This is a genomic window from Pseudomonas sp. NBRC 111143, assembly GCF_001320965.1.
Taxonomy (GTDB): Bacteria; Pseudomonadota; Gammaproteobacteria; order Pseudomonadales; family Pseudomonadaceae; genus Aquipseudomonas; species Aquipseudomonas machongensis.
Map to the genome: position 1 here is coordinate 1 of NZ_BCBT01000037.1, position 13,452 is coordinate 13,452.

9 protein-coding genes, 1 other RNA gene and 1 pseudogene are annotated in these 13,452 nt (G+C 58.6%); 6 read left to right on the plus strand and 5 right to left on the minus strand.

Features of this window, described 5'->3' with window-relative positions; all coding sequences use genetic code 11:
* Positions 1-404 precede the first annotated feature (404 nt).
* Positions 405-2,114: a GMC family oxidoreductase gene (locus APH44_RS19025; RefSeq protein ID WP_256216573.1), complete on the plus strand. Its 1,710-nt coding sequence runs from the start codon at positions 405-407 to the stop codon at positions 2,112-2,114.
* Positions 2,115-2,131: 17 nt separating this feature from the next.
* Positions 2,132-2,359, plus strand: a pseudogene (locus tag APH44_RS29810) (integrase core domain-containing protein); the annotation flags it as partial.
* A gap of 89 nt (positions 2,360-2,448) precedes the next feature.
* Here the strand turns inward: APH44_RS29810 and APH44_RS19030 are convergent.
* From APH44_RS19030 to APH44_RS19040, 3 genes are all read right to left on the minus strand, one after another.
* Entirely contained in the window at positions 2,449-4,152 is a 1,704-nt protein-coding gene (locus APH44_RS19030; protein WP_054894027.1) for a LeoA/HP0731 family dynamin-like GTPase, read from the minus strand.
* A complete protein-coding gene (locus tag APH44_RS19035; protein WP_054894028.1) occupies positions 4,152-7,400 on the minus strand; it encodes a DUF726 domain-containing protein in 3,249 nt (1,082 codons plus the stop codon). Before APH44_RS19035 ends, APH44_RS19030 begins: the two co-directional genes overlap by 1 nt.
* A gap of 290 nt (positions 7,401-7,690) precedes the next feature.
* The gene (locus APH44_RS19040; protein ID WP_256216578.1) at positions 7,691-8,275 is read right to left on the minus strand and encodes a restriction endonuclease; all 585 of its coding nucleotides are present in this window, start codon (positions 8,273-8,275) and stop codon (positions 7,691-7,693) included.
* A gap of 250 nt (positions 8,276-8,525) precedes the next feature.
* Between APH44_RS19040 and APH44_RS19045 the strand changes: the two genes are divergently transcribed.
* The 3 genes from APH44_RS19045 (at position 8,526) to APH44_RS19055 (ending at position 10,790) form a co-directional block, all read left to right on the plus strand.
* Entirely contained in the window at positions 8,526-8,885 is a 360-nt protein-coding gene (locus tag APH44_RS19045; protein WP_054894029.1) for a nucleotide pyrophosphohydrolase, read from the plus strand.
* Entirely contained in the window at positions 8,882-9,859 is a 978-nt protein-coding gene (locus tag APH44_RS19050; protein ID WP_054894030.1) for a hypothetical protein, read from the plus strand. Before APH44_RS19045 ends, APH44_RS19050 begins: the two co-directional genes overlap by 4 nt.
* Positions 9,860-10,565: 706 nt before the next feature.
* Positions 10,566-10,790 (plus strand): hypothetical protein, encoded by a 225-nt coding sequence (locus APH44_RS19055; protein ID WP_054894031.1) that lies wholly within the window; start codon positions 10,566-10,568, stop codon positions 10,788-10,790.
* 76 nt (positions 10,791-10,866) lie between these two features.
* Here the strand turns inward: APH44_RS19055 and ssrA are convergent.
* Positions 10,867-11,258: a transfer-messenger RNA gene (gene ssrA / locus APH44_RS29295) on the minus strand.
* Between the two features lie 105 nt (positions 11,259-11,363).
* Positions 11,364-11,657, minus strand: a complete 294-nt coding sequence (locus APH44_RS19060; protein WP_054894032.1) for a hypothetical protein — start codon at positions 11,655-11,657, stop codon at positions 11,364-11,366.
* 352 nt (positions 11,658-12,009) lie between these two features.
* Between APH44_RS19060 and APH44_RS19065 the strand changes: the two genes are divergently transcribed.
* Positions 12,010-13,449, plus strand: a complete 1,440-nt coding sequence (locus APH44_RS19065; RefSeq protein WP_054894033.1) for a cytochrome ubiquinol oxidase subunit I — start codon at positions 12,010-12,012, stop codon at positions 13,447-13,449.
* Positions 13,450-13,452: the final 3 nt, after the last annotated feature.

A 13,452-nucleotide genomic window follows, 5' to 3' on the forward strand; every position in this document is an offset into this window, starting at 1 on the left:
CCAAGAGTCAGTGATGTAGGATATCTTGCGGCTGTCATAAAGCTCATTCATCTTGGTCATCTTGTGCTCCTGAAGGGCGAACCCCTGAGTTTCGGTTTGGATAACGACGAACGCATGAGGGCCGGCTGTATTCCAGGTTAAACAAGAAGCAGACCTATCCGCCCTACAGGCTTGGGGGCCATGTTGGGTGAGGAATAACAGGGCCGGCAACTGGCAGACTTGTCAGTTGCTGGTTGCCTGTAGGGCTTCTATATTCAGCGCTTTTGTTTGTATTTGGATTGAGTCGGCTACGAGTATTCACAAAGCCAGCACCCTGTGTCGGCAGGGGAGCAGCATTCAGTCATGCAGCCACGGCTTGAGCTCGGCCAGGTTGCTGATGACCACTTGATGTGCCAATTCACTCCGTGGCTGTCATCCTGCTGCTGTTCCTGGTGCTGGTGACCTACGTGCCTTTCTTTTTGCCGGCGCGCCTTGCGCCGGGTCGGATAATCGACCGATACCTGCGCGGCACGCTGCGCAGCAGAATCTTCGGTTCCTACTGGCACTCAGGGACTGAACGCATGCAGCAACTGATTGATCGCACTTACGACTTCATCGTCTGCGGCGCCGGCACCTCAGGGTGTGTGGTCGCCGCTCGCCTTGCCGACCAGCCCGGCGTCCGTGTCCTGCTGATCGAAGCCGGCAGTGCCTACACCGGCCCGGAGGTCACCGATCCCGCGCAATGGCCGGCGAACCTCGGTTCCGAGCGCGACTGGGGTTTCGAGGCGCAACCCAACTCCGCCTTGAACGGCCGCCGCATGGCGTTGAACATGGGCAAGGGCCTCGGTGGCGGCTCCAGCATCAACGTGATGGTGTGGGCACGCGGGCACCGCACCGACTGGGACCACTTCGCCGAGGAAAGCGGCGACCCCGGCTGGGGCTACGAATCGGTGCTCGGCTATTACCGCCGCATCGAAAACTGGCAAGGCCAGCCCGACGGCCTGCGTCGCGGCTCGACCGGCCCCGTGCACGTCGCCCAACCTCGCGCGCCCCAGCCCCTCGCCTTGACCACCCTGGAGGCCGCCAGCCAACTGGGCATCCCCCGTTTCGATAGCCCCAACGGCGAGATGATGGAAGGCCCCGGCGGCGTCGCCATCGCTGACCTGCGCATCAAGCAAGGCAAGCGAGAATCCGTGTACGACGCCTATATCGCGCCGCGCCTGCACAACCCGAACCTGCACATCCTCACGCACGCGCTGGTGGCGCGCGTGTTGTTCCAGGGCCGCACGGCGATTGGCGTCGAGGTCGTGGTCGACGGCCAGTTGCAGCGTTTCCACGCGACGGGCGAAGTGATCCTGTCGATGGGTGCGGTGAACACCCCCAAGGTCTTGATGCAGTCCGGCATCGGCCCGGAGGCCGAATTGCGCGCGCACGGCATCCCGTTGCTCAACGTATTGCCTGGCGTGGGGCGGAACCACCAGGACCACGTCGCCTTCGGCTGCACCTGGGCGTACTCGCAGCCGCAGCCGGTCGGCGGCGGAGGTTGCGAGGCCACTTTGTACTGGAAGAGCGACGCCCGCCTCGACGCGCCGGACTTGCTGCACTGCCAACTGGAATTCGCCGTACCTTCACCCCCCGAGGTCGGCATTGCCCCGCCGGCGCAGGGCTGGACGATGTTCGCCGGCTTGGCCAGGCCCGTCAGCCGCGGGCAGTTGCGGCTGTCGGGCGCCGGGGTGCTGGACAGGATGCTGATCGAGCCGAACACCTTGAGCGCGCCGGAGGACATGGCCGCCGCGTTGGCTTCGGTGGAGTTGTGCAGGGAGTTGGGGAACCACCGCGCGTTTGCCGGGTTGGTGAGCGGAGAGGTCGTACCTGGGCCGCGGGATAGGCAGGGGATGGAGAGGTTCTTGCGCAACTCGGCGGTGAGTTTCTGGCACCAGTGCGGAACGGCGAAGATGGGCCGGGATGAGAGGGCGGTGGTGGATCGAGCGTTGAGGGTTTATGGGGTGAGCGGCTTGCGAGTGGTGGATGCTTCGGTGATGCCGCGGATCACCGTGGGGAATACGATGGCGGCTTGTGTGGTGATTGGGGAGCGGGGGGCGGACCTTTTGGTGGGCAGTCGAGCGGTGTTGTAAGGGGTCTGCTGATACGCAGCTTTCGAGGGGACGGGTGGGATAATGCACCGATGGAGCGTGTATTTCGCAGTTGGAAATCAGACTGGATACCGACCACGGGCTACCTGACCGGGCAACAAGTTCAACGAGACATTGGCCAATACCTGATGAGCCACTACAACTGGATCCGACCTCATCAGTTCAACGATGGACTGGCTCCGGCGAAAGCTGAAGAAAAACTCAAAACCGTGTCCGGGATGAGTTGACCACTACATATCGACGATAGGGCGTGAGCCGACGAAGCCCAGAGTTGCAGCCCCAGGCTTCTGTTTGCCCCGTGCGAGTATTGGGGCGGTTAGTTCAACGTTCTGAACTCAGCATCGATGGTTTCAGCTTCAACCCGCCATGCCTGGAAGAGCTGTCGACGCACCCGGCTTTCATCCAGATTGCTTTGCAGCTCTTGTCGGCGAGTATTGAGCTGAAGGTAGTCGGGGAAGAATTCTTCCTTGAAACGTTCAGCGTTCACCAGAGCGATGAAGTCCTGGCGCTGTTTTTCGAAGTTGTCGACCATCGTTGCAATGGTTTTCTTGAAGGCTTCTTCGCGTTTGTATTGCTCCCAGCTGTCCCACGCTTCGAGTGCCACACCCAGCAAAGCCAGGGCACCATTAGCGCCCTTGGCGAATTTTACTGCGCCCCAGGGTTTGAATTTCAGGTACTTGCCGATATCCATGCCAACCGTCTTGGCAATTGTCGAGATGCCATCTCGAGCGGCCAGTACCGTGGTGTTGTTGATGAGATTGCCCTTGAGCACGTGGTTGATGCCTTGTTTTCCGAGGGCTTTGACCGTCGTATTGAAGTGATTGACCTCACTGTCGAAGCCAACCTGCATCTTCTCGACCTCAAGCGTGATCGACTGGGTCTGGCGGCTGAACTCGTTTTGCAGCCGTGTAGCGAGGATGATGCCTTCGGCACCGACCTCTCGTTCGAAGAAATCGGTGAACGTTTCAAGGCTACAGCCTTTGGCCTGCAGGATCAGATCGGCGAAGTAGCGCGTGGCAAACTCGCGCAGGCTGATACGTGCTTCTTCGATCTGCTGACCGGTGCTTGCCAATTGCTTACCTAACCGACCATTGAGCTCTTCGAGTTTGCTGACTTCGAGGGAAACCTTGTGGTCGTTCTCGACAGCGATCGGCAGTTGGTTGTTGAGCACATCGCGAATTACGCTGGTGCGCATTTCATTGGCCAGCGCAGCGCTCCCACCATTGTGCTCAATCTTCGCTGTGGTCGCCGTCTGCAGGGTTGCGATATGCGACAGCGCCTTGAATTCTTCAAGGTTGGACAGCCAGTGCTCGGCCCCCAGGTCAAAGGGATTGGCAGCCACTGCAACTATCGAAAGATCGGCTGCTTCCTGATCGCTCAGACCAATCTGTTCGCGAAGCCTGCCCGTGACGTTATCGTGCTTGATCTGCAGATTGGACTGATAGTCCTGTTCGTCTTCAACATCAGCCACCTCATCGAAGCGACTGAGCACGAACACCGTGCGCGGCAACAGGCCCAAGGTGCGGAACAACCAGGTCAGGTCTTCCTTATGGCTTTCCTTGATCGGGTTGGTCGAGTTCATCACGTACAGCACCAGGTGAGATTCGCTCACATACTTCTTGGTGATGTCCTTGTACTTCTCGATGGCGTGGGTTTCGGCGTTTTCCTGCTCCTTGAAACCGAACAGGCCCGGGGTGTCGATCAGTACGAAATCATCATCGACCTCGTAGATTTTCACCTCGTTAGAGGACTCTGCATGACTGATCTTCATACTGGATTTATCCAGCTTCTCCATCCAGGCTGCCGCGATTGATGTCTTGCCCTCGGAGAAGCCGCCGATCAGTGCGACCTTGAGCTTTTCACCGGATACGCTGTTGATGGCGTTCCTCAACTTGCTGCTCAGGGCCCCGTCGATCGGCACGCCGGCCTTTGCACCCTGGTCGAGAAAACCTTGCAACCGTTCGAGCAGCGACAGTGCGTCGGCCTGTTGGGCCTTGAATGTCTTGAGGGTATTTTCCATTACAGTTTTCCTGCGATTTCGATTTGGCGGGAGAGCACTTTCAGGCGTTTGGTGGAGCGCGCCAGCGTTTCAACCTGGCTGGAAGCTTGCTTGGCAGGTGCTTCCAGCGCCCGATCAAGTTGCTCGATCGTCTTCTGCATTTCGCTTAGTGCGCTTTCCAGATTTTCACGTAACGCACTGCGCAGTTGTTCGGTAGCGCCGAGCAGGTTTTTATCGGTTGCCTGGCGTTGCTGAGATTTCTTGAAGTCGGAATCGAATGCGCCCCAGATCGCTTTGCCAACCGAGATCAAAGCGGTCAGTACCGAAGCCCCCACGAACCACAGGCTGGCACCGCCGGTGAAGGGGGCTGCTGCGATTCCCAGAAGGCTGGCGATCAGTCCCGCAACCTTGATGCCATTGTCGATTTTGATATTGAGTTTGAAAGGCTGATTGAACTTCATGCTGCCGAGCTTTCCATAGCTCGCGGTCAGTTCCTGAGCATGCTTTTCGAATCGCTTGAGAATATCGTCGGCAGCCTTCTGGAAGGTGCTCACTTCAACGTTGATGACCTTGGGTAACTGCTTGCCCAACGCGTGTTGCTGTTCCTCAAGCTGTCCGCTCAGGGCCGCCTTGAAGGCATCGTTGCTGATGTCTCCTTCGATCTTCGCATAGACGCTGTTTCGCACCTTACTGGCGAAGCCGTGGATCAAGGTCTCGCCTGATGATTCAAGGCGCTTCTTCAGCGCATTGAAGCTGCTGTTCAACTGACTCTTGGCGCTTTGCTCTTCTTCGTTGAGCTTGGCCGCCAGCGCCGAAAGCGTTTGTTGAACACCTGAGAGCGTGCCGGTGGTGTCGGTGAGTGCTTCATTGGCCTTATTGAAGTTGGCCCGAATGATCTTGGACTGGCCATCACGGATCAATTTCTCGTCGAGCAACTGCAGGAGGCCTCGCAGGCGAGACTTCTCCAGGAGTTCGTCGGCACCAAAGTCCGCGAGCACCTTGGCCCGACGATTGGCGTTCGATGAACCCGGCGCGAAGTGATGGGTCGAGGCAAGGAATGCTGGCAATGCGGTCAGCGCGAACACCTCCCGGTAGTGTTTGCCAAGCTGGTCGGCCATCTTCTGATCCAAGCCGGCAAGACTCGTGGTTTCGTCTTCGGAAACCAGTGGTCGGCCGTTCAGGGAGTTCTTGGGGCTGGTGATCTTCTTGTTGAAGATTGTCCAGACTTCGGTTTGTGCAGAGAGATGCTTCTTGATCTTCTCCAGTGTGCCCAAGTTCTGCCCATCGCCCGTCTGCGGAGGTGCTGCCTGGTTGGTGACGTAGAATACGGCGTGAGCAATTTGTACGGCGCGCTCGATCTCCTCCAGTACCAACCCTTCCTTGCCTTCGATACCCGGTACATCCAGCAAGGCGAAGGGGTGGCCGTCCAGCTCGAGGTCATAACGCTGTGTTTTCCGGGTGAAGTCGGCACTACCGTCACCGATGATCTGCCCGTCAGCGTGGACCTTCAGCTCGGTCACCAGTTGCACCAACTGAGTTTCAACTTCCAGGCGCTGTTGTACGAGCGTCCGTTGCTGCTCATTAGTCGCTGCCTGTTGAGCGGTAAGCGCCGTACAAGCATCGTCGCGTGCACGGGTGACTTCGGCTAACTTCTGCTCAAGTTCAGTGCGGGCGTGCTCGGCTTTCTGCCGTTCGGTTTCCAGTGTCACTGCAGCGCTGTCGCGTGCTGCCGTGGCGGTGGCCAACCGGGCAGTGGCATCGTTGAGCTGTAGTTCTTCCGGCATTTTTCTGAACAGGTTCAGCAGCGTCTGCCAGAGCGAAGCCGTGCTTTTACGTTCGGCGAGAAGGCTGTGCAAACGGGTAACGGCAGCTAGAGCATCTTTGTGTGCGTGCTCGTGTTGCTGGAGCGTGTTGTCCAATCTCTGTGTCAGCTCGCTGGACTGGGCATTGGCCCGATCCAACGCTTCGCGAGCCTGCTGGTAGGGTTGCTCGTACTGCTGCACTGCGGCGGTCAACTGCCGCGTGAGTTCATCAATTCGCGCTTCGGTCTCCTCAATGCTTTGTTGCAAGCGCTGGAGGTTTTCTTCAGTCAGTTCGTACTGTTCGTGCAGCTTGCGGAAGGCCTCCTGGCTCGCCCGCTTGCCTGGCTCCTGCAGCAGAATCCGCAACGTCTCGATGAGTGTCGACTTGCCTGCCCCGGTTTCACCATAGAAGGCAATGGTGAAGGTGTTCCACTCGGCATTCTTCTCCAGTTCCGCCAACCGATCGAACAGCGCGGTACGATGTTCGGTGAGCCGCCGCAGCGCTTCCTTCCTGGCCAGGTTCAAGGCTTCGTCGTCCGAAGAGTGCCTCAGCTCACCGATGATGAGGGCCAACTCATCGTTGATTTGCTGGTAAACCTCGCGGGGGCTGTTCAGTTCGAGAGTCATGTAGGGTTCTTCGGTGGATTTTTCGGGCGCCTGGGTTGGCGGGAAAGCCTCAGCATGAACGAGGGGTGGCTCAGGAGCGTTCGGCGTAATTGCTTTGAAACGTGTTTCGGTCAACACCTCGGGGAGTCGCTCCCAGTAATCTGTGTGACCGAAGTCGTTCATTTCGACGCTTTCGAAATGCTCGACCACGTTGCGTCCCAGGCAGGTTTCGCCCCAATTGAGCAGCAACGTCCGGTCTGTCTTCGAATACGCGTTGATCATCCTGCCTTGCAGGCGTTTGCGCATCTGACTCGCTTCAATGGCTGAGACCTCGACTGCCGCAGCCATCAGCAGTACATCGTTGATTGCCAACTGATGCCTTTTGGAGAAGCTTTTCAGACTGCTGACCACCACCCGACCGCCAAGAGAGTGGCCGATCAGATTGATGGTTTCGACCTGGGGGTGTTTGGTGCGCAGGTACTCTTTCAGTTGATCGAGCAGCACAACACCCATGCTCTCTGCACGAGCGCGGGCATCGCTGAAGTTCTTCAGACGGTCTTTGACCACGGCCCCCACCAATCCCAAGGAAGGACCGAAGCCCCCGGTAGCGCCGACCGGTACGAAGTTAAGGCTGCCCGCACCCAGCGACCAGAATGAAGCGATGTCGAAGTGCAGATAATGGTTTGATGGCCAGAACGCAAAGATATTGATGAAGTTACCGAGTTGCGCGGGAATTCTTTCAAGCAGGAGTTGCTTATCTTCGTCGTTGTGCCCGGCGCTGTAGCCATGGATGAAGATGTTGGCTTCGGTCGTGTTGGTGCTGGAGGACGGCGACGACTGGAACAGGAATGGCAGGGACATCGGCGGCTCCCTATCTGCAGGCGTGCTGCTTGCGGGGCGGTATTGGCCGAGAGGGGGAGTCTGAGTACTCCAGGCACAGATGCGATGAGGTCTGGCGCCTGAGGAGGGAGTCCTTGGCTTGGTCCATAGCTGCAACTTCCTTGTGATCGTGAACCGGGTTTCGTGTGGATGCCTGGAAGGGAATTTACCTCGTTTAGGTGGCATATTGCCATGCCTGGGGCAGGAACGACGCAGATTCCCTGCGGAGATCGGCGCAGGCGCATGGGCAGGAGGTCAACGCCACGGCGCAGTTAGTCCTCGGTGAAGTAGTCGCTATCCAGATGCTTCACTTCGTAGACCTGTTTAACGCTGCAGCCAAGGTTGTAATCGACCATCAGGCCGGCGAGTTCGGCACCATCGATAAGCACTACTTTGATGTCCAGGCTCAAGGCAGCGTCGCGGGCTCCGGCGGAGAAGTCGGATGTCGTGATGAAGACGCCTTTACGGGCGCGTTTACGGGTCAGCGCCCCGATGAACTTGTCGATCTCCGGCCGATGCACCGTGTTACCCCAGCGCTTGGCTTGCAGGTAGATGACATCCAGCCCGAGCTTGTCTTCCTTGATGATGCCGTCGATACCATCGTCGTTGGTTTGCTGGGTTGCGCTGCCGGCCTCTTTGCGTGAACCCCCGTAGCCCATGGCGATCATGAGATCGACTACTAATTGCTCGAAGAATGTCGGCGAAGCGGCGCGGACTTGGGCGAGGAGGTCGTCTGCCAGCGATGGCGTTGAGGAGCCATCGAGCGTTTGCCGGTTGGTGAGCGGGGAGGTGGTGCCTGAGCTGGGGGGAGGGAGGGTAAGGAGCGGTTTTGCGCACCTCGGCAGTGGTTTTGGCATCAGTGTAGGACGGCGAAGATGGGCCGGGATGAAGAGGTGGTGGTGGATTGAGCGTTGAGGGTTTATGGGTGAACCGGTTGCGAGTGGTGGATGCTTCGGTGATGCAGTGGGGGGAATACGATGGCAGCTTGTGTGGTGATTGGGGAGCGGGGGCGGACCTTGTAGTGGGGGGCGAAGCGTTGTTGTAGACAGGAAAATTCCTACGGGATACCGTTTCGCATTCCTACATTTATGCGCGCGATTTCCTTCCATGGATGCCCTGAAATCCCTGCGGACTGAACTGGCCGCGTTCGCCACCGAGCGCGACTGGGATCAATTCCATACACCCAAGAATTTAGCGATGGCCCTGTCCGGCGAAGCCGGCGAGTTGCTCGAGCGTTTCCAGTGGCTGACTCCAGAGCAAAGTGAGCGTAATGCGCTTTCGTCAGAGGCGCTCGAGGCAATCGAAGAAGAGATGGCGGATGTGCTGCTGTACTTGGTGCGTCTGGCGGATCGTCTAAACGTCGACCTTGAAATCGTTGCCCAGGCCAAGCTCAAGCGGAACGCAGAGAAATATCCGGTCAGTGAAGCCAAGGGCAATGCCGTCAAGTACTCGAGGCGAAGCGAATGACGCCTCGAGTGTTTTATCAGCCCTGCTCGCAGCCGATTGCTCGCAAAAACTTGCAGACCACCATTCTCAACCCAGTGCTGCTCGACGATATCGCGGACCTGCTGGAGCCCGAGTTACTGGCAGACCTGTATAAAGCCTACCCCGCAGGCAAGTTGTGCATCTGGGGGTTATCCTCGCCCAGAACCAGAAATGCCTGGCTCGCCATGGAGCCGGGCGACACCGTCATCTTCAATACCGAAACCGTCGTCACCGTTAGTGCATGTTTTACCCATCGCACACACAATCGCGAGCTGGCCTTGAGGCTCTGGGGCTGGGCAGATGCTGGGGCTGGAAAAACCTGGGAGAACATCTACTTCGTCACTGACGTTCGTCATCACGCTATTCGTTTCAAAGCCATTCAGGCACTAGCCGACAGTGGGCAGGATCGGTCTTTCTCTGGTTACGACGATGTGCAAAGTGCAGCCATTCTGGATCGTTATCCGGAGCTGGACCACGATTACTTCCCTGACCACGTCACGCTGGATGAGGCGCGTCGAGACATCCAGTCGACTGATGGAATGGGGACACGACCTACCCGGTTGGAGCACAAGTACATCGTGCGTCACCTCTTCCAAGGCAAGCCCACTGGCCACTGTTGCATTTGCCTGAACGAGTTCCCCAGGCACCTGCTGGTGGCGGCACATATCAAGAAGCGATCGGCTTGTAGCACGAAGGAAAAGCTCGATATCGAGAACATTGCTGTCCCCATGTGCCGACTGGGTTGCGATCCGCTGTTCGAGCATGGCTATCTCGCTGTCAGGAACGGTAAGGTCGTCCGACATCCTTCGCGTGTAATGACCGAGGCTACGGAGAGCTACGTGGAGAGGGTGCTTGGCACGCAGGTCATGGGTTGGAGCAGGAAAAATCGGAAGTATTTCGATTGGCATCTGGATGCCCATGGGTTCGAGCCTGGTGTACTGGCTGATTTGGAGTGACGACATCGTAAGTTGATGGTCGTGGAGTGTGCGAGGTTGCAGGCCAGTGAATCGCCCCTGGTTTCCTAGGCACTCTCCACGCTCAGGAAATAGCGTTTCTCATACTCTGCTGGCGACAGCTGCAGAAATCCTGGCGATAAGGGTGATCGCGTCCGCTTAAAAATATGCGGACACCATCGCTCTTGAAGCCGGAGTTCGAAAGGTGAGTTCGCCGGACGCTTACCATCGGTCGCCCCAGTGTGCTAATTGGTCAAGCTACCCACTTTTAGGAAATTTCCTTCCACGCTAGCGGTTGCGAACAGATTCGCCCTAAGGCTACATTCCCCAAGTCGCAGCAAAATCCGCGACCAGGTGTAGGAACCTGCTGGTAAACTTGGCGCACGCACTAGGCGCCCCATCTCAACGGCTGGCGCCTTTTTTGCGCCCGCTGCGATGTCATGGCGGCTGTGTGTGGGCAGGCTTCGGCCTGGCCGGGTTCCAAGTTTCCCGGTATTCCTACCCCATGCACAGCTGCCACCCAATCCCGTAGGAAGGATCGTGGTAGCTCCAAATCGCAAACTTGGAGTCTCATGCATGCTTATTCGCATTCTGAGCAGGATCCTCGCATCCGCTCTCCGCCGCCCAACCTCTGCGGCCACCCCATCCCCAACGTTTTACCCGATCGACAGCCAATCCCTCGCCAAACGTGCCAAGCGGGAGGTGTCCCATGGCTGACCGTGAGCGCTTGTCTACCCTCCAAAGCTACGTCTGGACTCTCGAACTGCTAGGAGAGGCGCTGGTCCAGCATGACGAGGTGCTGGAATGTGAGCACAACCCGCAACTGAGCTTGCGTAACACAGCGGGCATTCATCAAGCGATCCGGATCATCAGTCGGCTGGCCAGAGAGCAGTTCGCGAAGCTGGAGGCTATGAAGGAGGAGAGGGGAGGGTGATGGCGTGCTGCCGTTGAAACACTGAATCCCAGGCACAAAAAAAGACGCCCAAGGGCGTCTTCTTCTGTTTCGGATTTGGTGGAGCCGGGGGGATTTGAACCCCCGTCCGCCAGTACTCCGCTGTCGGTACTACATGCTTAGCCGTGTCTACTGAGTTAATCCGCAGCCGCCCGACGGGCAGGGTGCTTTGGACGAGTTGGGTAAGTTTTAGTCGCTTTGCCCCCAACGTGCTACACGACGATCCTGTTCTGTATGACAATCACTTCGGGTTTACAGGCATCCCCTAGTGATTGCTGGAGCCGAAGCTACCAGGAGAGCGGGCTCAGCTGCTTACGCAGCGAGAGCGTAGCCCTCGTAGTTTTCGTCATTGGCAACTATAGAAAGTTGCAACAGTGGATTTACGAGTTCTGTTACCAACTCGGCATGCACCTAGAGTTTCGCTACCGGCGTCGAATCCTGATCGGCCCCACACTCAGCTCTAGCTGACGTATCTCTCGACACGTGCCGCCGAGTATACGCCTTTGCGCGGGCGGCGTCGACTGCTGGTGCCGCCGCCCGTTGCAACAGAGCGGCTCAGGCGCCGCTGCCGCCGGCCGAGCCGCTGCCTTTCTCGGTTTTCTCAAGACGCTCCAGCACCTTGCTGGTGATGGCGATGCACTCTTTGGTGTCACCTTTGGCCTGGGCGGCCTTGGCTTGGTCGACGTGCTCGGTGATGGCCTTGTCCAGGCCTTCGGATGTGGCACCGGCGGTGGCCATGCTGTCGTCGATCTTCTGCAGGTTCAAAGCGCACAGGTCATCGGCAGCGAATACAGGCGAGGCCAGCAGGGTGGCGGCCGCGAAGAGGGCGGAAAGCGCTGTACCTTTCATGGGTGTCTCCTGGTGAAGGCCTCTGGAAGGTGGGCCTGAAAGGTGGACTGTGGCCATTGGCCAAGGGTTCCATCGGGTTGATCGGGCGATCCACCAAACCCGTCGCGAGTAAAGAGGGTGAGGCAACGGGTCACGCGGCAAACAACCACACAGCCTGCCCTGGCATTCGGGACTATGCTTCCCAACAGCCGTTGATCTGGATCAATCGTTCCAGATGAAACGAGTTGGCCGCCTGGCCAGAATCCCTGCGATCGAACAGAACAATTCGACAACAGCGCACTCGATTACCGTGGGGGCAGTGAGCGCGAGGGTCACGAGCCCGAACGCGCGGATTACCTGAAGAGGAAGCACTATGTTCGGTTTAGAGGCCTTGGAGCTCGCCCGAATCCAGTTTGCGTTTACCGTATCCTTCCACATCCTGTTCCCGGCCATCACCATTGGCCTGGCGAGCTACCTGGCGGTCCTCGAAGGCCTCTGGCTGAAGACCAACGACAACGTCTACCGCGACCTCTACCACTTCTGGTCGAAGATCTTTGCCGTCAACTTCGGCATGGGGGTGGTCTCGGGGCTGGTCATGGCCTACCAGTTCGGCACCAACTGGAGCCGTTTCTCCGATTTTGCCGGTGCCGTGACTGGGCCTTTGCTGACCTACGAAGTGCTGACTGCCTTCTTCCTCGAAGCGGGTTTCCTCGGGGTCATGTTGTTCGGCTGGAACCGCGTGGGGCGGGGGCTGCACTTCTTCGCCACGGTGATGGTGGCGCTCGGCACGCTGGTGTCGACCTTCTGGATCCTTGCCTCCAACAGCTGGATGCAGACGCCCCAGGGCCACGAGATCATCGATGGCCGGGTGGTGCCGGTCGACTGGCTGATGGTCATCTTCAACCCTTCGTTCCCCTACCGCCTGATGCACATGGCCACCGCTGCGTTCGTGGCCACGGCGTTCTTCGTCGGTGCGTCGGCGGCCTGGCATCTGCTGCGCGGGCGGGATAATCCGGCGGTGCGCAAGATGCTGTCGATGGCTATGTGGATGGCGTTGATCGTCGCGCCGATCCAGGCGGTGATCGGTGACTTCCACGGCCTGAATACGCTCAAGCACCAGCCGGTGAAGATCGCCGCCATCGAGGGTCACTGGGAGAACAAGCCCGGCGAGCCGACGCCGCTGATCCTGTTCGGCATCCCCGACATGAAGGCCGAGACCACGCGCTTCAAGGTGGAGATTCCAGCGTTGGGCAGCCTGATCCTGACCCACAGCCTGGACAAGCAAGTGCCGGCGATGAAGGAGTTTCCGCCTGAAGACCGGCCGAATTCGACCATCGTGTTCTGGTCGTTCCGGGTCATGGTCGGGCTGGGCTTCCTGATGATCTTCGTCGGCCTGTGGAGCCTGTGGCTGCGCAAGCGCGGCACGCTCTATACCTCGCGGCCGTTCCTCCATCTCACGCTGTGGATGGGGCCGTCGGGGTTGATTGCGATTCTTGCGGGCTGGTTCACCACCGAGATCGGTCGTCAGCCGTGGGTGGTGTATGGGCTGATGCGCACGGCGGACGGGGTGTCGAACCACAGCTACGGGCAGCTCGGCTTCACCCTGGTGATGTTCGTGGTTGTGTACTTCGCGCTGTTCGGTACCGGTCTGGGCTACATGATGCGCCTGGTACGCAAAGGGCCGCACACCGGGGAGGGTGACGCACAGCCGCCGGGCGGTCCGGGGCAGAAACGCACGCCAGCGCGGCCGTTGTCGGCTGCCGACGATGGTGGTGCGGACCACGATACTGCCAGCCTGAACAAGGGGAACTGAGCC